16 protein-coding genes are annotated in these 17,448 nt (G+C 49.0%); 6 read left to right on the forward strand and 10 right to left on the reverse strand.

Translation table 11 applies throughout. The features are described 5' to 3' along the window. Positions 1 to 70: 70 nt before the first annotated feature. Positions 71 to 1,150, reverse strand: a complete 1,080-nt coding sequence (locus tag BUB37_RS18655; RefSeq protein ID WP_072995346.1) for a phosphotransferase enzyme family protein — start codon at positions 1,148 to 1,150, stop codon at positions 71 to 73. Beyond that, positions 1,147 to 2,037: a nucleotidyltransferase family protein gene (locus tag BUB37_RS18660; RefSeq protein WP_072995347.1), complete on the reverse strand. Its 891-nt coding sequence runs from the start codon at positions 2,035 to 2,037 to the stop codon at positions 1,147 to 1,149. The genes BUB37_RS18655 and BUB37_RS18660 overlap by 4 nt, the downstream gene beginning before the upstream one ends. A gap of 162 nt (positions 2,038 to 2,199) precedes the next feature. On the opposite strand from BUB37_RS18660, the gene BUB37_RS18665 reads away from it, so the two are divergent. Next, a complete protein-coding gene (locus tag BUB37_RS18665; protein WP_212635326.1) occupies positions 2,200 to 3,801 on the forward strand; it encodes a sulfatase family protein in 1,602 nt (533 codons plus the stop codon). 115 nt (positions 3,802 to 3,916) lie between these two features. Next, the gene (locus BUB37_RS18670) at positions 3,917 to 4,744 is read left to right on the forward strand and encodes a universal stress protein (RefSeq protein ID WP_072995349.1); all 828 of its coding nucleotides are present in this window, start codon (positions 3,917 to 3,919) and stop codon (positions 4,742 to 4,744) included. An 82-nt stretch (positions 4,745 to 4,826) separates the two neighbouring features. On the opposite strand, the gene BUB37_RS18675 is transcribed toward BUB37_RS18670, so the two are convergent. The 5 genes from BUB37_RS18675 to BUB37_RS18695 form a co-directional block, all read right to left on the reverse strand. Further along, positions 4,827 to 5,762, reverse strand: coding sequence for an SMP-30/gluconolactonase/LRE family protein (locus BUB37_RS18675; RefSeq protein WP_212635327.1), 936 nt, complete (start codon positions 5,760 to 5,762; stop codon positions 4,827 to 4,829). Between the two features lie 58 nt (positions 5,763 to 5,820). Then, entirely contained in the window at positions 5,821 to 7,212 is a 1,392-nt protein-coding gene (locus BUB37_RS18680) for a Gfo/Idh/MocA family protein (protein WP_072995350.1), read from the reverse strand. Between the two features lie 105 nt (positions 7,213 to 7,317). After that, positions 7,318 to 8,907, reverse strand: coding sequence for an FMN-binding glutamate synthase family protein (locus tag BUB37_RS18685; protein WP_072995351.1), 1,590 nt, complete (start codon positions 8,905 to 8,907; stop codon positions 7,318 to 7,320). A gap of 68 nt (positions 8,908 to 8,975) precedes the next feature. Next, positions 8,976 to 9,371, reverse strand: a complete 396-nt coding sequence (locus BUB37_RS18690; RefSeq protein ID WP_072995352.1) for a group III truncated hemoglobin — start codon at positions 9,369 to 9,371, stop codon at positions 8,976 to 8,978. Positions 9,372 to 9,398: 27 nt separating this feature from the next. Then, entirely contained in the window at positions 9,399 to 10,667 is a 1,269-nt protein-coding gene (locus BUB37_RS18695) for an acetyl-CoA hydrolase/transferase family protein (protein WP_072995353.1), read from the reverse strand. 257 nt (positions 10,668 to 10,924) lie between these two features. On the opposite strand from BUB37_RS18695, the gene BUB37_RS18700 reads away from it, so the two are divergent. From BUB37_RS18700 to BUB37_RS18710, 3 genes are all read left to right on the forward strand, one after another. Beyond that, positions 10,925 to 12,202, forward strand: coding sequence for an NAD(P)/FAD-dependent oxidoreductase (locus tag BUB37_RS18700; protein WP_072995354.1), 1,278 nt, complete (start codon positions 10,925 to 10,927; stop codon positions 12,200 to 12,202). A gap of 228 nt (positions 12,203 to 12,430) precedes the next feature. Next, complete coding sequence (locus BUB37_RS18705) at positions 12,431 to 13,594, forward strand: homogentisate 1,2-dioxygenase (RefSeq protein ID WP_072995355.1); 1,164 nt, start codon at positions 12,431 to 12,433, stop codon at positions 13,592 to 13,594. A gap of 83 nt (positions 13,595 to 13,677) precedes the next feature. Beyond that, positions 13,678 to 14,235: a nitroreductase family protein gene (locus BUB37_RS18710; RefSeq protein WP_072995356.1), complete on the forward strand. Its 558-nt coding sequence runs from the start codon at positions 13,678 to 13,680 to the stop codon at positions 14,233 to 14,235. A 42-nt stretch (positions 14,236 to 14,277) separates the two neighbouring features. Here BUB37_RS18710 and BUB37_RS18715 read toward each other — a convergent pair whose 3' ends face one another. The 3 genes from BUB37_RS18715 to BUB37_RS18725 form a co-directional block, all read right to left on the reverse strand. Next, positions 14,278 to 14,838 carry a hypothetical protein gene (locus BUB37_RS18715; protein WP_072995357.1) on the reverse strand — a complete coding sequence of 187 codons (561 nt, stop codon included), beginning with the start codon at positions 14,836 to 14,838 and terminating at the stop codon, positions 14,278 to 14,280. A 158-nt stretch (positions 14,839 to 14,996) separates the two neighbouring features. Next, the gene (locus BUB37_RS18720) at positions 14,997 to 16,316 is read right to left on the reverse strand and encodes a serine hydrolase domain-containing protein (protein WP_072995358.1); all 1,320 of its coding nucleotides are present in this window, start codon (positions 16,314 to 16,316) and stop codon (positions 14,997 to 14,999) included. An 11-nt stretch (positions 16,317 to 16,327) separates the two neighbouring features. Next, positions 16,328 to 16,843 carry a DUF456 domain-containing protein gene (locus BUB37_RS18725; protein ID WP_072995359.1) on the reverse strand — a complete coding sequence of 172 codons (516 nt, stop codon included), beginning with the start codon at positions 16,841 to 16,843 and terminating at the stop codon, positions 16,328 to 16,330. A gap of 208 nt (positions 16,844 to 17,051) precedes the next feature. On the opposite strand from BUB37_RS18725, the gene BUB37_RS18730 reads away from it, so the two are divergent. Beyond that, entirely contained in the window at positions 17,052 to 17,435 is a 384-nt protein-coding gene (locus BUB37_RS18730; RefSeq protein WP_072995360.1) for a BlaI/MecI/CopY family transcriptional regulator, read from the forward strand. Positions 17,436 to 17,448 lie beyond the last annotated feature (13 nt).

A 17,448-nucleotide genomic window follows, 5' to 3' on the forward strand; every position in this document is an offset into this window, starting at 1 on the left:
AGGGCGAGCTGCGACATCAGGGCGCGAGTTGTTCAAAGGCGCCAAAAATAGTTGCGGTCAAAAAAGCGCTTCAGTCTATTGAAGGTAACTTTTTCTGGGTAACCTCGGTCATGTACGAAAAATGGTCCAAGGCCTTTTGGGTAAAGGCGAACAGACTCAGGCTGCGGTCCAAATTTTGGTTTTCGTAGGCAATCTTGTAATAGATGTTTCCATTGAGGTAATCGGTAAGGGCCCGAATACCGTGCAAGAAGGGCATAAGAACCGCGCCCCATGGCAAAGTGTCGATTTCCCTTTTTGAAAGAAAGGGCACATTGGCCGAAAGACCGTCTACAAAAGCATCGAAAAGCCCTTTGTCAAAGACGATTTTCCCATGGTCTTGTTCGTCTTCAGGGGCCGTATTGACGATGGTACGGACGGCATCGCCGAAATCGTAGAGAAAATAGCCCCGCATAAGGGTGTCGAGGTCGATCAGGCATAGCGCTTTCTTCGTTGCCTTCGAAAACAGTATGTTGTTGAGCTTGGTGTCGTTATGGCACACCCGGATCGGTAGTCCGTTAAATTTAAGGTCGGCTAATTTTGCCAAAACCTTGTTGGTAAAAAGCAGGGCGTCCTTGGCCGTTTCTTTTTTACTCGGATCCGCTGACCGCAGTGCTTCTTCGAATTGTCGTTTACGCAGGTCGAGATCGTGAAATTGCGGAATGGTATCAACGTAGTCGGCGGTATTGGCCTTTTGCAGCAAAATGTTGAACTTGGCGATTACTTTACCGGCCTCAAAGGCGACTTTGGGATCTTCGGTGGTGTTATAGGCCGTGCTACCGTCGATATAGGTCATTACCCGCCAAAACGCCTTCTCCCCGTTTTCAACGCTGAGGTAACTGCTCCCATTCACGGTCTCGGTCAGGGTAATGGATTGATAATCATCGTCGTTCAAATGCTTAAAGGCATCTTGGACATTGTTCATCAAGCCCGCGACATTTTCAAACACCTTATGGTTGATCCTTTGCAAAATGTACTTGGGCGTGGGCCCGTCGAAGACCAAAAAGGTATCGTTGATGTAACCGTTCGTAATCGGACGAAAGGTGTATTTTTTCTCTTCTACCGAGAAATTTCTTAAAAGGTTTTCGAGTTCTTTATCTGAATATCTGCTCATTCGTTTGGCCAGAGTGGCGATGTATATTTTCCGGCTTCGGTTTTTTCCTTTAGGTAGGCCACGGCGGCATCGCGGTCGCTGGCATAGGTAACGCCGAACCAGTCACCGCCCGAGGGCACGACCTTTACCTTGATTTCACCGGCCTGGAGCATGTCTTGGATTATTTTTGGGATGTACAGTTCGCTTTTTGCATCTAGGTCCTTGCAGTCCAAGAAGGTTCTAAAATCGTTTTCGATTTTATCGAAGATCGAGGGTTTACAGATCCAAAAGTTCATACTTACGCTTTCGTTGCCCGTATATTCGTTGCCCGAGTCAAGGTCAATGACCTTGCCTTCCTCCTGTACCAGTTTTAACCGTTCGTCGACCGAGACCAGATTGTCGCCGTCGACCTTGCATACTCCGCGAGAGACCGATCCATGCTCCGAAAGTGTGTCTTTCAGGGTGTAGCCGACCAAGGCATAGGTGTTGTCCGCTTGGTGCGCACGCATAAAATTGGCGGCATTTTCGTAGGCGGGTTGCCCGTAAAAGTCATCGGCATTGATTACGGCGAAGGGGCCATCGATAACTTTTCGGGCCGTCCAAACGGCGTGGGCCGTGCCCCAAGGTTTTGTACGCTCACCTTCAAAGGTGCAGCCATCGGGTAAATCGGTGATTTCCTGGGCCAGGACATCCAGTTTGATATTGGAGGGCAAACGGCTTCTTAAATGGTCGTCCAAAAAAGCTACGTTGTCTTTTTTGGTAATTAGTACAATATGGTCAAATCCGTTTTTAAGGGCATCCGATATGCCAAATTCCATAAGAAATTCACCATTGGGGCCTAAATCGTCAAATTGTTTTAGTTTTCCATATCGGCTACCGCTTCCGGCCGCCATTAAAAGTAAGATCATCCGCTTGTTGTTTTAATTGAGTTGGGGCAAAAATATAATTTTATGTATAGAATCCTCATTAATTGCCCGTATACGTAACATTTTATTTATGTTGGTAGTATTTATCCTCACAAATATTTTATAATTTTCTAAACTGTCTTTTATTTAAAGTTTGGTATGGAAATGAGATTCGCATTACTTTTTTTGTTCTTTTTTCAAGTCACCTTCCCCATGGTGTCCCAGAAGCCCGATCGTCCCAATGTGCTGGTCATAATTTTTGACGATGCGGGTCTTGATATGGGAGCCTACGGTAGCACCTATGTGCGGACGCCTGGTTTTGATGCCATAGCGGAAGAGGGAATTCTGTTTAACCGGGCCTATACCCCCAATGCCAAATGCGCCCCCTCAAGGGCCTCGATTATTACCGGAAGAAACTCTTGGCAGCTCGACGCGGCCGCCAACCACGTCATCTACTTTCCCCCTAAGTTCAAGACCTATCAGGAAGTATTGCTCGAACACGGATATGTGACCGGCCATACGGGCAAGGGCTATGCCCCGGCCGTTACCAAAACGGCCTATGGTGATGACAGGGAGGTCGTGGGGCCGGCCTATAACGAACTAAAGCTGGTGCCGCCGACTTCCAGTATTTCCACAAACGACTACAGTGCAAATTTCAAGGCTTTTTTGGAAGCGGCCCCAAAAGACAGGCCTTGGAGCTTTTGGGTCGGTAGCCTGGAGCCCCACCGGGGCTATGAATACGGCTCGGGCAAAAGACTGGGGGGCAAAACGGAGGATATGATCAAAAATTTTCCGCCCTATTGGCCCGATAACGAGGTAACCCGAAACGACCTTCTTGACTATGCCTTTGAAATTGAGACCATGGATGCGCACATCCAGAAAATCATGGAGGCCTTAAAAGACGCGGGCGAGTTGGAAAATACCTTGGTCATTGTTACCTCGGATCACGGGATGCCTTTCCCGCGGGTAAAGGGCGATCAGTACGAAAATGCCAACCACGTGCCCATGGCCATACTGTGGAAGGAAAAAACGAAGGTAGGGGGAAGAAAGGTAGACGACTATGTCAGCTTTATCGACTTGGCCCCCACCATTCTCGAGGCTGCCGGGGTCGACTGGCGGTCATCCGGAATGCACCCCTCGCCGGGAAAAAGTTTGATGCCTTTGATCACTTCCGAAAAATCGGGGCAATTGGACCCGGACAGGGATTTCGTATTGGTGGGAAAAGAAAGGCACGATACCGGTCGCCCCAATGATGTGGGATACCCTATCCGCGGCATACACAAGGACAATTTTTTATATGTCAGGAATTATGAAATAGACCGATGGCCGAAGGGCAATCCCGAAACCGGCTACCTCAATACCGATGGTAGCCCCACCAAAACGGAAATATTGAATTTACGAAGAAGGGGCGACGCCCACTATTGGAAAATGAATTTTGGGAAAAGGGTAGCGGAAGAATTGTACGACATTGAAAAGGATCCCTTTTGCATCGACAACCTGGCGGCCGACCTTGCCTTTGCCGCCAAAAAGGAAGCACTTAAGGCCGAGATGGAAAGTCAGTTGCGCGATCAGGGCGATTTGCGCATGATGGGCTACGGACCTATTTATGAACAGGCCCCTTTTGTAAATGGGCGTAACTTTTATTCGGATTTTATGGCAGGAAAGCGCCCCAAGGCCGGCTGGGTGAACGATGGCGACTTTGAACCCTATTTGTTGGATGGCGATGGAAACGAGTTACGGCCCGTCCCTATCGAAGGGGGATACTAAATTCATACCGGGGCCGTTTATAATCATCGTATAACTGAGAATTGTCATATTTCGATTCCAGGGTCTTTTATACTTTTGAAGAAGTTGTTATCAAAACCATCCTAAAAACAGCAGAATGAAAACAATCATTGTTCCCGTAGACTTTTCACAACAGTCGGAATATGCCTTAAAGGTAGCCGTGTCATTGGCAAAAAAACACGGGGCGAAAATTTTGGCCCTGCACATGCTGGAACTCAACCAGGCCATAATTACCTCTACCGAAGGGTTTTACCCCGAGCAGACCGTTTTTTTGATCAAATTGGCCGAAAAACGGTTCAAGGAGTTTTTGGAGAAACCTTACCTCGAAGGGGTGGAGGTCAAGCCGATCATAAAACACTACAAAGTGTTCAGCGAAGTGAACGAGGTGGCCAAGGAACACGGTGCTGAACTCATCGTAATGGGATCGCACGGGGCGGACGGACTTACGGAAATTTTCGTAGGGTCAAATGCCGAAAGGGTGGTTAGAAATGCCGATGTGCCCGTAATCGTGGTCAAGGATGAAATGGCCGGGTTTAAGATCGATCGGTTTGTATTCGCATGCGATTTTAAACTTGAAAACCTATCGGCCTTTAAAAGGGCCAAGGCCTTCGCCGAAATGCTCTCGGCCGAGTTTAACCTTGTTTACGTGAATACGCCCGGGGATAATTTCTTGAGTACTGGCGACGCCTATGAACGGATCAATACATTTTTGCACAAGGCCAATAGTTCCGATGAGGTAAGCATACACAACGATTACAGTGTCGAAAGAGGGGTGTTGAATTATTGTGAAACGAACGGGGCCGACGCCGTTGGCATACCAACCCATGGACGCAAGGGGCTGTCCCATTTCTTTATGGGCAGTATCGGGGAAGATATTGCAAACCATTCAAAGATACCGGTTATAACCTTTAAGATAAGTGATTAGATTAGTATTTAGCTTTTGATCGAGAAGGGGCGGCCGAATTCGGCCGCCCCTTTGTTTTCTCAATGGTCCTTCGACAGCTATGTCAGGGGTTGATGTCGACGGCATAAATTTTCCCTGCGAGCATATCGGGCAAAAGCAATCGTCCCTTATCTTCCTCCAGGTAAAAGTCAGCGGCCGATTCCAGGTCGTCCTTTAATACTATGGCTTTTTCCGTTTTGCCGTCTATCTTCCAAACCTTGGCCAAGGCCCAGCTACTGATGTAATAATCGCCCTTACTGTCTTGTTCAACGGCATCGGCACCTCTATAGACTCCGTCCAATGGGGTTAGGACCCCATTTTTCTTCACGAGAAAATTACCGAGAAAAAAAGCGCCGATCATGATTTCGCCATCGTTGTCGACGCCTACCCCATTGGGGTTTGGAAGTAGGGGAGAGGTGTCTTGCGCTATGCTTATCTTTCCATTGAGGTCAATATGGTATATTCGGCCCAATTGCGGTATTTTTTTGGCCTGCTCGCTATCAAGTGGCCAAAGTTGGTTGTTCTCGTCACGCATATAGCTGGTTGCACCCATATCGGCCACATAGATCCCTTTCCCATCGGCATCGACGGCCACATCGTTCAGGTAGAGAACCTCCTCGGGAAAATCCTCCTTTTTTGCGAAAACGGTGGCTTTGCCGTTCTTGTCAACCTTCCATACGCGCGTGATGTCCGACAAATAAAGGTTTCCGTTCAAGTAGACTATGCCTTTGGGTTCGTCGAAGCCTTCGGAGAATACCCGAACCCCACTGCTCGATATTTCCGCTACCTGGCCATCGCCCTGCTCTTTACCGTTCATCAGGGTAACGTAGTACTTGTCGTCAAACCCCTTGGTGATGCTTTCGGGCTTGGTCCCGACATCAACGGGAAATTGAATTTGTGCGTTCGCTACCGGCCCGAGGGTCGAGAATAGCGTGGCTGCGACAACACCGCGAACTAGCTTGGTACAACTGTACTGAAAAGATTGTGATCGTGTTTTCATTTCTATCGTGTTTTAGGTTTTTCAGAAAGCATCCGTTGCCGCATTTGTCGCCTTGGTCCTATATCATTTTCATGGCGGTCGGGTCCCAGTTTACGGGTTGTTTTTTGTAATAACTATCGTTGGCCAAAAGGGCGGCACCGGCAGCCCTTAGTCCAAAAGTCGGGTCTTGTACGATTTTGCCCTTGCCCCGAATGGCCTGGAAAAAATTGTAAAAATGATCGTAGCGTCCACCTTTATAGTCTTTTGGGGCCTGCCAGGTTGTGGTTCCGGTACTTAGTGCCGATTCCCTGGTCTCCAAGTTTTGGGAAGCATAGCCCTCTTTTATTTTCTCCTGCATTTCCTCGGTAAACGATACCATTGAATACCCACCGGGAACCATGTTCAGTTTGGAGCGTCTTAGGGTAACGGCGTTCTGGCCTACCTCCATTTCCCCTTCGGTACCGATCAGTTTAAAGCCGCCGCCGCCACCGCTTCCTGCGATGAAATTAATGCGGAAGGCCGCGTTGAAGGCGGCATGGGTTTCGGTCTTGGGATAATCGTACAGCGTTATGCTTACATCGGGTACGTCGCGACCATCCTTCCAGTATCTTAGTCCCCCCGTGGCAAGGGCACGGTTGGGGCCGTGCGAGCCGATGACGTGGTTGAGGGTCGAAAAGGCATGGACGAAAAGGTCGCCCGCCACTCCTGTGCCGTAGTCGCGGTAGTTTCTCCAGCGAAAGAAGCGTTTGGGCTCGAAGGGCACCTTGGGCGCCGAACCCAAAAAGGTGTCGAAGTCTACGGTTTCCTTATTGGCGTCGGGAGGGATGGGGTATTGCCATGCGCCCTCGGCCGAATAGCGGTCGTTAAAGAAATCGAGCATGACAATGTCGCCGATGGCGCCTTCTTCATAGAGTTGTTTCGCCTTTTCGTTACCTAGCGAGGCCATGCCCTGGCTCCCTATTTGGCACAGCTTTCCCGATTTTTTTTGTGCCGAAATGATGGCCTGGCCGTCTTCCCACTTCTGCACCATGGGTTTTTCGCAGTACACATGCTTGCCCCCTTTTAGTGCATCGATGGTTATCTTTTTGTGCCAGTGGTCGGGGGTCGCCACAATTACGGCGTCGATGTCCTTTCGGTCGAGTAAAGCCCTGTAATCGCGTGTGGTATAAATATCGCTTCCCCAGAGTTCCTTGGCGCGATCGAGCCGGCCCGTATAGAGGTCGCAGGCCGCAACTACCTTACAGCCGCCGACCTTCAAGGCATCCTTGGCATCGTAAATGCCCTGAATGCCTACTCCGATTACGCCCAGGTTGATCTGGTCGTTTGTCGAATACAGGCTCTGTTCGTAGTGCCTGCCAAGGAGTATGGTTTCATTTCCTCGGGATGCCAAGACCATGGGGGCCGTGGTAAGGGCGGCAGAACCCAAGGTCACTTTTTTTAAAAATGCCCTTCTTGAAGGTTTTTGCTTCATTGATAACTTGGATTAATGGGTTTGGCTTGAAAAAAGAAAGGAAATTACATTTTTTCGTAAGGAATGCCAAACGCTTAATCCCAATATAATGAAATACAGGCGTAATCAGGTCATAATGCGTGTATGCCTAAAATACCGTTGGTAGCATTCGGGAATGTTCGATGCGTCCAACAGGCAACCTTCTTCCATGTAGGGGTAAATTTCGTCATAGGTCTTAACGTCGTACATGCCCACCCGCTTACTGATGTGTTCGCGACCCAGCTCGTCAGGTCCCGAGAGTCCCGCCGCGGCTACTAGCTCCAAGAAACTTTTTATGGTCGCTTCGTGGTAGTTTTTTACCCTTGGCGCCTTATCGCTGACTACCAAACCTTTCATCAGCGATTTGTTTTGTGTCGCCACGCCGACCGGACAGGTATTGGTATTGCATTTTAGGGCTTGGATACAACCCACGGCGAGCATCATGGCCCGGGCACTGTTGCAACCATCCGCCCCAAGGGCTATGGCCCTGGCCATATCAAAGCCCGATATGATCTTTCCGGCGACGATTACCTTTATCTCTTTTCTAAGGCCGAAGCCCACCAAAGTGTCGTGTACGAAGATCAGGCCTTCCCGTGAGGGCATGCCCATGGTGTTCGAAAACTCGACAGGGGCCGCTCCCGTACCGCCTTCCCCTCCGTCGACGGTGATGAAGTCGGGGGTGATGCCGGTGTGTACCATGGCCTCGCAAAAATCCATGAATTCCTGTTTTCTCCCGATACAGAGTTTAAAGCCTATGGGCTTTCCATCGGAAAGCTCACGGAGCTTCTTGATAAAGTACATGAACTCTATAGGGTTCGAAAATGCGGAATGCGATGGGGGCGAGTGTACCGCCACCCCGGGTTTAATGTGTCTGATCTTGGCGATTTCCTCGGTGTTCTTCACCGCCGGCAATATTCCCCCATGGCCGGGCTTGGCACCTTGCGACAGCTTTATTTCGATCATTTTTACGGTGGGGCGAAGGGCATTCTCCCTAAAGGTCTTTTCGTTGAAGGTGCCATCGTCGTTTCTACATCCGAAGTAACCGGTACCTATTTGCCAGATCAGGTCGCCTCCCCCTTCAATGTGGTAATCGCTTATACCCCCTTCTCCCGTGTTATGGGCAAAGTTTCCCATTTTGGCCCCTTGGTTCATGGCCAAAACCGCATTTTTGCTCAGGGAGCCGAAACTCATGGCCGAAATGTTCAAGAGACTTGATGAATAGGGCTGTTTACAGTCTTTGCCCCCAATGGTGATCCTGGGGAAGGCCCCGATGTTCTTAGGGTTGTTCTTGGCGTACATCGAGTGTTCCATCCATTCGTAGCCGGGCTGGTAGAGGTCCATTTGGGTGCCGAAGGGCTCGGTGTCGTTCGCACTTTTGGCCCTTCTGTATATAAGCGACCTCAGAATGCGGTTCAGGGGGCGGCCTTCGGTATCGGTTTCTACAAAGTACTGCATGATTTCCGGCCGAATGGACTCCAATAAGTAGCGGAAGCGTCCTATTACCGGAAAGTTTCTGCGAATGGTATGCTTCTTTTGTACCATATCGAACACGCCCATCAATACCAAGGGCCCGACCAATAAGAACAACCATAAGATCGGAGGCCATACCAGTGAAATGGCCAAGATCGATACCACCGTCAAAAAGGCAATCAATATAAACTTTTCGCGAACTTTCATGCAAAACAAATTTGGGCCGAATTTAGCAAAAATTAAAATGAATAAGGGGGTGGGGTACCGTTGGGGCACTAAATTTCCTTTGGCCTGGCCTTGAACATTTCAATATAGAGCATGGTGCTCATTTTCTGTGCCCTGTTCTTGGCAATATAGGCCGTTTCGCCCTCAAAGAGTTCGTCAATGGTTTCGAACCAAAGGTTGAGCCAGAGGCCAAAATGCTCGGAGGTAATCCCGTATTTCATTTCTTTGTCAACGGCCTGATGTGCCGCGATCGGGTTTCCGTGATATTTTCGCCTTAAAAACAGCTGGGTTTCCCAGAAATCGACAAGTATTTTAAAATGTGCTTCCCAATCGTCTATTATACGCTCGAATATGGGACCCAAAACCTGATGCTTTCTGATTTTGCCATAAAAGGTTCGTACCAAGGTGTCGACCTGCTCCCTATTTTTTATTTCTGTTCTTGCCATGGGTTTAAAACGGCTTGCCGGCCAAAGTTAGGTGCGAAAACGTTCAAAGGTAGCTTTTTCCAGTTCTTGTCTGTGGTCGGGGTGGGCAATTTCAATGAGGGCCTTGGCTCTTTCCTTTAGGTTTTTGCCGAACAAATTGGCAACCCCGTACTCCGTAACCACATAGTGGACGTGGGCCCTGGTGGTGGTTACGCCGGCTCCGGGTTTGAGGTAGGGCGTTATCTTTGAAATTCCCTTGGCGGTTGTCGAGGGCATGGCGAATATGGGTTTTCCGCCTTTGGAAAGGGAGGCGCCCCTGATAAAATCCATTTGGCCGCCGACCCCCGAATACTGTCGGTTTCCTATGGTATCGGCACAGATTTGGCCGGTCAAATCTATTTCGATTGCACTGTTGATGGCCGTCACCTTGGGATTTCTGCGTATAATGGCCGTGTCGTTGGTATAGGCGGCTTCCTTAAAGTGAACCAAGGGGTTGTCGTCGACAAAGTCGTATAAATCTTGGGAGCCTACGGCGAAACAGGTTACGATCTTGCCGGTCTTCACCTTCTTTTTTTCCCCCGTAACCACTCCTTTTTCGATTAGGGGCAGAATACCGTCGGTAAACATTTCGGTGTGAACGCCCAGGTGTTTGTGGTTGTGCAGGTTGTTCAGTACGGCATTCGGAATACTTCCGATGCCCATTTGCAAAGTGGCCCCGTCTTCTATGAGTTCGGCGACATTTTTTCCGATCTCGGCCTCTACGGATGATATGGGGCTTATGCCATGTATATGTATGGGGCTATCCACTTCTATGGCGTAATCAATGTTTTTTATGTGTATGATGCCGTCGCCATGGGTTCTTGGTACCGATGGATTGATCTGGGCAATTACCTTTTTTGCCGTTTCTATGGCAGGTAGGGCGATATCGATCGAAACCCCCAAGGAGCAAAATCCGTGCTTGTCCGGTGGGGAGACCTGTACTATGGCTACATCGATGGGTAATATCCGCTGTCTGAACAATAAGTGTATTTCGCTTAGAAAGATAGGGATATAATCGCCTTGCGTACTGTTGACAACCTTGCGCACATTGCTGCCCACAAAACAGCTGTTCATTGTAAAACTTTTGTTGTAGGGTTCGCGGGCGTATTTGGCATCACCCTCGGTGTGTATCGAAATTATTTCAACGTTGTCCAGTTCTTGATACCTGTCGCACAGTGCATCGATCAAGGCATTGGGGGTCATGGCCGCACCTTGAATGAACACTCGGTCGCCAGGGTTTACCACAGATACGGCCTCGGCCTTCGGTACAATTTTCATAGCTTTTTGTTTTGAGCCGCAAAGATCCCAATGGGCATCGAGTTAAAATATGATCGTTGTCATTCCCCATGGAAAAGAGTTTGGGTATACCCGACAAGGGCCTTGGTATCGGCTTTATGTTGAAAACCAAAGGCTAAGGGAGGCACTTTGGCCTCTCCGGTGCCCATCGGGGGCATTCTATTGTTTTTTGGGGCAGCTATTTGGGCGAATCGGCTCCATTTCCTCCTGAATTAAGCGTAAATTTGTCTTAAAAATAAATGAACCTACCCCAAACCGAGAAGAAGCGATTAGTGATCATAGGCGGTGGTTTTGCCGGAATTTCCCTGGCCAAGAAACTAAAGGACCTCGATGTTCAACTTGTTCTTATCGACAAGCACAACTACCATACCTTTCAGCCCCTACTATATCAGGTTTCGACGAGTGGACTCGAGCCCGACTCCATTGCCTATCCGATTCGAAAAGTGCTCAAACGCCTGGATAATTTTCATTTCCGATTGGCCACCGTTGAACGTATAGATGCCGAAAGCAATACCCTGGTGACGAACATTGGCCGTCTTACCTATGATTATCTGGTCATCGCCACCGGTACCCGTACCAATTTCTTCGGCAATGAAAAAGTGGCCCAAAACGCCTTGCCGATGAAGAACGTTCCGCAAGCGCTGAACATCCGAAGCCTGATGTTGCAAAACTTTGAAAAGGCCGATGATTCTGACAATGCGGACGAACGAAGGGCCTTGCTCAATTTTTGTATTGTGGGTGGTGGTCCGACGGGGGTAGAGCTTTCAGGGGCCCTGGCCGAACTGAAACGAAATGTTTTTCCAAAGGACTACAGGCACCTGAACATTGATGAAATGGAAATCCATCTCTTTGAGGGAGCCGACCGGATCCTGCCTCCTATGAGCGAACATGCCTCGGAGAAGGCGACGGCCTTTCTCGAAGAATTGGGGGTGCAAATTCACCTCAAGACCTTGGTCAGCGATTACGATGGCGAAACGGTAACGCTGAACGACGGAAGCACCTTGCGTAGCAAAAACCTGGTCTGGGCGGCCGGGGTTACCGGCGCCAAAATTGAGGGTATGGGTTCCGATTCGATAGTGGAGAGGTTGAACAGATATCGAGTCGACAGGTATAACAAAGTAGAAGGTTACGACAATATCTACGCCATAGGCGATATCGCCTATATGGAAACGGAGGCCTATAAGGCCGGACATCCGCAGGTAGCCCAACCGGCCATTCAACAGGGCGAACACTTGGCGGAAAACCTAAAACGCCTGATGCAGGGTCGGCCCATGGTGCCGTTTGCCTATAACGATAAGGGAACCATGGCCACTGTGGGAAGAAACCGGGCCGTGGTCGATCTTAAAAAAGTGAAGTTTTCCGGTTTTCTGGCCTGGTTCGTATGGATGTTCGTCCACCTCATGGCCTTGGTGGGCTTTAGGAACAAGGTAATCGTATTCTTTAACTGGGCCTACAACTATATTAACTACGATAAGGCGGCCCGTTTGATCGTTCGGCCGTATAAATCCGGAACATAGTTTGGGGCTTCATGCCCAATTATTAAAAAGCTTTACTATATTTGTCGTGTTGTGTTGTGACCCACGCACCTAATTTTAGGTGAGGGCCAATGAAAGGCTTTCCAAATCGGAAGGCTTTTTTTGTTTGTGGTGGTACATGGCCCCTTCCCGTCTTTTCGGCAAAAAGGGAGCTGCTTCGAATGTAAAATTTGTCGTAAATTTAAAGGGACGACTTAAAACTACAATTCTATGCCTATATATCACAAGCTGGGAAAAATCCCGCAAAAGCGGCATACCCAATTTAGAAAGGAAGATGGCTCACTGTACTACGAGCAGTTGTTCGGCACCATAGGGTTTGACGGCATGTCGTCGTTGCTCTACCACCTGCATCGGCCGACCCAGGTCAAAGAGATCGGAAAAACCCTGGACGTGGCCCCCCGTGCGGCGGTGGAATACAATATTACCTCTAGGTTGTTGAAGGGCTTGGAGGTCAGGCCCGAAGACGACTACCTCGCAAGTCGTAAAATCGTGTTGTTCAACAACGATGTTCATGTGGCCCTCGCCGCACCCAAAACCTCGATGACCGACTATTTCTATAAAAACGCCGATGCCGACGAGCTGCTGTTCGTGCACCGGGGCAAGGGTAACCTGAAAACCCTATTGGGCGAGATTCCCTTCGAGTACGGCGATTACCTGTTGATTCCGAGGGGGATGATCTACCAGATCCATTTTGACGATGCCGACAACCGCCTGTTGATCACCGAAAGCTACCACCCCATTTACACCCCGAAGCGGTATAGGAACTGGTTCGGCCAACACTTGGAACACTCCCCCTTTTGCGAGCGGGATTTTAAGCTGCCAAGAAACCTGCAGACCTACGACGAGAAGGGAGCCTTTTTGATCAAGGTGAAGAAGCAGGGGCAGTTGCATCACTTAACCTATGCCACCCATCCTTTTGACGTAGTGGGATGGGACGGTTATAACTATCCGTACGGTTTTTCCATACATAATTTTGAGCCGATAACGGGCCGTGTGCACCAACCGCCACCGGTACACCAAACCTTTGAGACCGCTGCCTTTGTAGTCTGCTCTTTTTGCCCGCGTTTGTACGATTACCACCCCGAGGCGATTCCGGCTCCCTACAATCATTCGAACATCGATTCCGATGAGCTATTGTACTATGTGGATGGCGACTTTATGAGCCGCAAGGGTATCGACAAGGGCTATATTTCGCTCCATCCGGCAGGTATACCCCATGGACCGCATCCGGGGACCTATGAAGCCAGTATCGGCAAAAAGGGAACGGAGGAACTCGCCGTTATGATCGATACGTTCAAACCCCTGAAACTGACCCGGACCGCCTTGGATATCGATGACGGCAACTATTACAAGAGCTGGTTGGACGAGGAGTAGGCACGCACTGCTTTGTTATCTTTTTCCCAATGGCCCGAAGGAAAGAGGGAAAAAGGGTATTTTTGAAAGAAATTATCTGAATTGTGGTATTTGATATAATAAAGAAAAGACGGTCGGTTTTTCCGGTCCAATATAACGATAGGCCGATAGCCGTGGCCGACATAGAAAAAATACTTCAGGCGGCCAACTGGGCCCCGAACCATAAAAACACCGAACCTTGGCGCTTTAAGGTAATGACCGGGGAGTCAAAGGAAAAATTAGGACTTTTTCTGAGTTACATGTATATGGAGCATGTGCCCAACCCGAAGCAGATAAAGGCCAAAAAACTTATTGACAACCCCAAAAAGGCCGGTGCCATTATTGCCATTTGTATGCAGCGCGACCCCCAAGAACGTATCCCGGAATGGGAAGAAGTGGCGGCTACGGCCATGGCCGTACAGAACATGTGGCTGTGTTGTACCGAAATGGGAATAGGTTGTTACTGGAGTTCCCCACCCTTGGTCAAGTATATGGACGAGTTTTTTGAGATGCAGGAGGGTGAGGTTTGCCTTGGTTTTTTCTATATGGGGCATTTTGACGAAAAGCTTCCCGAAGCGAACAGAACCCCTATCGAGGATAAGGTGACTTGGATGGATCGCTAAGCCTTTCGGGTTATGGGGATAATCGGGTATATACGCTACTATTCACCGATTCTTGGTATAACTGTTTTCAATGGAGCCTGCCAAGGAATTTGATGCGGCGATAACGGCGTAGTCGGCCGCATTTTGGGCTTCCTGAATGGCGACATGCGCCTTGCGCACATAGTATCGTATATTGCCTAGGTTCTTGGTAGCTAGCGCTTGCTTGGCATTGATGTAGGCCTCGTCGGCGAAGTCACGTGCGTCCGTGGCATAATCCTCGACCGCGTTGGCATAGCTGATGATGCCTTCCATACCGCATACCTCGGAGTAGTATTGGGCCTCGGCGGACATGGTTGCCGCTTCTTCCGAAGAGGTAAGGGCTTTGGCCACCAGGGCCTCGAATTTCCTTACATCCGATTGTACGCTCTTTAAATGGGCCCCATGGGAAGCCGACTCGGCTACGGTCGATAGGGAGTCCGTTATTTGGCTGACTTCCATCATAAACTTCTGTACTTCGATCATCTCGCTCTTGAACAGTTCGCATTGTGCCTTGGAGCCGATGCTCAGTAATAAGAAGGAAATAAGCAGCAAAGGGTACTTTGGGGGGTGTAGTTTTTGTTTCATAAAACCAGCTTGTGTCTTTAATTGGCCTTAACAACAAATTAAAAATCAATTTAGTATATGTCTTGGGCAAAACTAGACGAACGGTATAACGCCTTATAGACGAACGGTAGGCCTGAATGGGATGTGGTGGGGCAAACAAAGGGCCATGGGCGGGGTTTCTACTCCTTTGAATAAGTATAGACTCCGCCCCCTTGTTTAAGGATCATGGTATTTTGGTCGGGATCGAACTCTAAGCGCACTCCGGCCATGGCAAACTCAAATACGTGTTTTTCCGTAGCCTCCAACGGGAAGGAAGGCTGGCCGGTGGCTTGGGCGATCAGAACGTTCTTTTCTTTGGTGATCGTTATTTTTAACGGTATCTGGTCACTGGCGTAGCTGCCCAAATACGGGTCGAGTTCTTCCGATGTCAGTTCAATCGAGGTGAAGGAGGGAAGGTCGAAAGGCTTGCCGTAAAATGCGCTGAGGGCGGCAATCAAGATGTCGTTGTTTGAAAACCGGCTTCCGTTGCTGGTCAGGGCAAAGGCCAATTGGTCTTCGGGAATATAGCCCAGGGCCGAAGAAAACCCGTCGATGCCCCCGTTGTGGCCGAAGCCCTTTTTTTCGTAAAAGGGCATTTGAAAAATACCCATGCCGTAACCGTCGGTTATGGTCTTCATTTGGTCAAGGCTTTTTTGCGCTATGAGTTGGCCGGAGAACAGGCCTTCTATAAATTTGTTCAGGTCGGTCGGGTTTGATACAAGGGCTCCCGCTCCCAAGGGAATCGACATGTCCGTTTCCGATTCTTTTTTCCACGACGAGGTATACGTGTATGAAAACGCCTCGTGTCGGGCGTTGTATATTTTTGAGCCCACATAGGTGTCGTCGAGGCCTAGGGGCACCGTTATTTTGTCGGCTATCAGGTCGCCATACGGCCTGTCGAATACATCTTCCAGTATAAAGGTGAGCAATACATAATTGCTATTGCTATACTCGGCCTTGCTACCGGGGTCAAAGACGCTTGGCCCATCGGCAATTTTTTTAAGGAGCTCTTCCTTGGTTTTGGGCTGGGTGTTCCAGTTCAGGTAATCTTCTACACTCGTAAGGTTGTGAATGCCGCTGCGGTGGTTGAGCAGATGGCCTATCGTTATTGCACTGGCGTTTTTTACCTCGGGGAAATAGGTGTCGATCGTTTGGTCGAGGCCGATCTTATTTTCTTCAACCGCCATAAAAACAAGGGCCGAGGTGAACATTTTGGTAATGGAGCCGATCCTGTATTTGGTATCGGGGGTGGCCTTTTTGCCCAAGGCCCGGTCTTCGTAGCCGATGGCCTTGGAATATAGGATACGTCCTTTGTGCGACAGGGCAAAACTGCCCATATACCTGTCGTTGCTTTCCAAGATGTTGAAGAGACTGTCCAACTTGGCCCTGTTGAGTTCTTGGGCCGAAATGGAAAGGGCGGACAGACAGCCGATCAGAAATACAAGTACAAATTTTTTCATTTTTTGGGATTTTATTGGAGAAAGGGAAATAAGGCGGCGCGATGTTCCCAGGCCATGGAAATAAAAAGGCCTAGGTAGACGATGGCCACGAGAAACTTGATAAAGGTTCCCGTTAAAAAACCGAGAAAGGACCCAAAAGCGGCCTTGGTGGCCGTTTTTTTGTCGGCCTTGTTCAAAAGTTCGCCCACCAAGGCGCCCACAAAGGGCCATATGATGATGCCAAAGGGACCAAAAACGGGGAAGAACAGGGCCACCAATAGGCCTATGGTGGTGCCGATCATACCGGCCTTGGTGCCCCCGAACTTCTTGGTTCCCATGGCCGGTATGACATAATCGAGCCCAAAGACCACGAGGGCTATCAGGCCGGTGATTCCTAAAAACCACCCGTCTTTGGGTACGGCATCGGTGAGTTGCAGGAGCAGGAGTCCGACCCAACTTAAGGGTGGCCCGGGCAAGACGGGCAAAAAACTTCCCAAAATGCCGATGACCATAAAAAAGAAGCCTATAATCAACAATGCAATATCCATGGTTCAAAATTTCTTGTTTGACTAAGATAAAGTGAATTTGTTACAATTGAAGGTCGATGGGCAATACTTTCGACGGATGCCAAAACCGCCTGGGGAGTCGAGATTCCAAGGTAGGGCCTCGGCGCACATCAAAAATTTTTTCAACTATAAAATTAGTTTAAACTAAAAATTTAGTTATATTTGGGGTGTAGTAGAAAATTAGGATGAAATGAAACAGTTGACAAAGGCCGAAGAAGAGGTAATGCAGATATTGTGGAAGTTGGAAAAATGCAATGTTGCGGCAATTATTGAAGAATTACCGGAACCAAAACCGGCCTATAATACGGTGTCGACCATTGTGCGGATCTTGGAAAACAAGGGCTTTGTCGACCACGAAAAGGCAGGCAAGGGGCATTTGTATTTTCCATTGGTAAAGAAATCGGATTACAGCAACCAGAGCATCAACAAATTGGTCGATGGCTATTTTCAGGGCTCTTTTAAGAGTATGGTATCCTTCTTTATGAAGAAGAACGACATGAGCCTTTCGGAGTTGGAATCGATAATGAAGGAAATCAGGAAATCCGACGGCCAGGAAGGACCGGATAACAAATAGAACAGGTAAAATT

It is taken from the genome of Pseudozobellia thermophila (assembly GCF_900141855.1).
In the GTDB taxonomy this organism is placed as follows: domain Bacteria; phylum Bacteroidota; class Bacteroidia; order Flavobacteriales; family Flavobacteriaceae; genus Pseudozobellia; species Pseudozobellia thermophila.

Excerpts from the sequence above, each read along its gene's own strand:
- BUB37_RS18675 (WP_212635327.1), bottom strand. The coding sequence starts at position 5,762 with ATGAAAACACGATCACAATCTTTTCAGTACAGTTGTACCAAGCTAGTT.
- BUB37_RS18680 (WP_072995350.1), bottom strand. The coding sequence starts at position 7,212 with ATGAAGCAAAAACCTTCAAGAAGGGCATTTTTAAAAAAAGTGACCTTG.
- BUB37_RS18725 (WP_072995359.1), bottom strand. The coding sequence starts at position 16,843 with ATGGATATTGCATTGTTGATTATAGGCTTCTTTTTTATGGTCATCGGC.
- BUB37_RS18665 (WP_212635326.1), top strand. The coding sequence starts at position 2,200 with ATGAGATTCGCATTACTTTTTTTGTTCTTTTTTCAAGTCACCTTCCCC.
- BUB37_RS18715 (WP_072995357.1), bottom strand. The coding sequence starts at position 14,838 with ATGAAACAAAAACTACACCCCCCAAAGTACCCTTTGCTGCTTATTTCC.
- BUB37_RS18700 (WP_072995354.1), top strand. The coding sequence starts at position 10,925 with ATGAACCTACCCCAAACCGAGAAGAAGCGATTAGTGATCATAGGCGGT.
- BUB37_RS18695 (WP_072995353.1), bottom strand. The coding sequence starts at position 10,667 with ATGAAAATTGTACCGAAGGCCGAGGCCGTATCTGTGGTAAACCCTGGC.
- BUB37_RS18720 (WP_072995358.1), bottom strand. The coding sequence starts at position 16,316 with ATGAAAAAATTTGTACTTGTATTTCTGATCGGCTGTCTGTCCGCCCTT.
- BUB37_RS18705 (WP_072995355.1), top strand. The coding sequence starts at position 12,431 with ATGCCTATATATCACAAGCTGGGAAAAATCCCGCAAAAGCGGCATACC.
- BUB37_RS18685 (WP_072995351.1), bottom strand. The coding sequence starts at position 8,907 with ATGAAAGTTCGCGAAAAGTTTATATTGATTGCCTTTTTGACGGTGGTA.
- BUB37_RS18730 (WP_072995360.1), top strand. The coding sequence starts at position 17,052 with ATGAAACAGTTGACAAAGGCCGAAGAAGAGGTAATGCAGATATTGTGG.
- BUB37_RS18690 (WP_072995352.1), bottom strand. The coding sequence starts at position 9,371 with ATGGCAAGAACAGAAATAAAAAATAGGGAGCAGGTCGACACCTTGGTA.
- BUB37_RS18660 (WP_072995347.1), bottom strand. The coding sequence starts at position 2,037 with ATGATCTTACTTTTAATGGCGGCCGGAAGCGGTAGCCGATATGGAAAA.
- BUB37_RS18655 (WP_072995346.1), bottom strand. The coding sequence starts at position 1,150 with ATGAGCAGATATTCAGATAAAGAACTCGAAAACCTTTTAAGAAATTTC.
- BUB37_RS18670 (WP_072995349.1), top strand. The coding sequence starts at position 3,917 with ATGAAAACAATCATTGTTCCCGTAGACTTTTCACAACAGTCGGAATAT.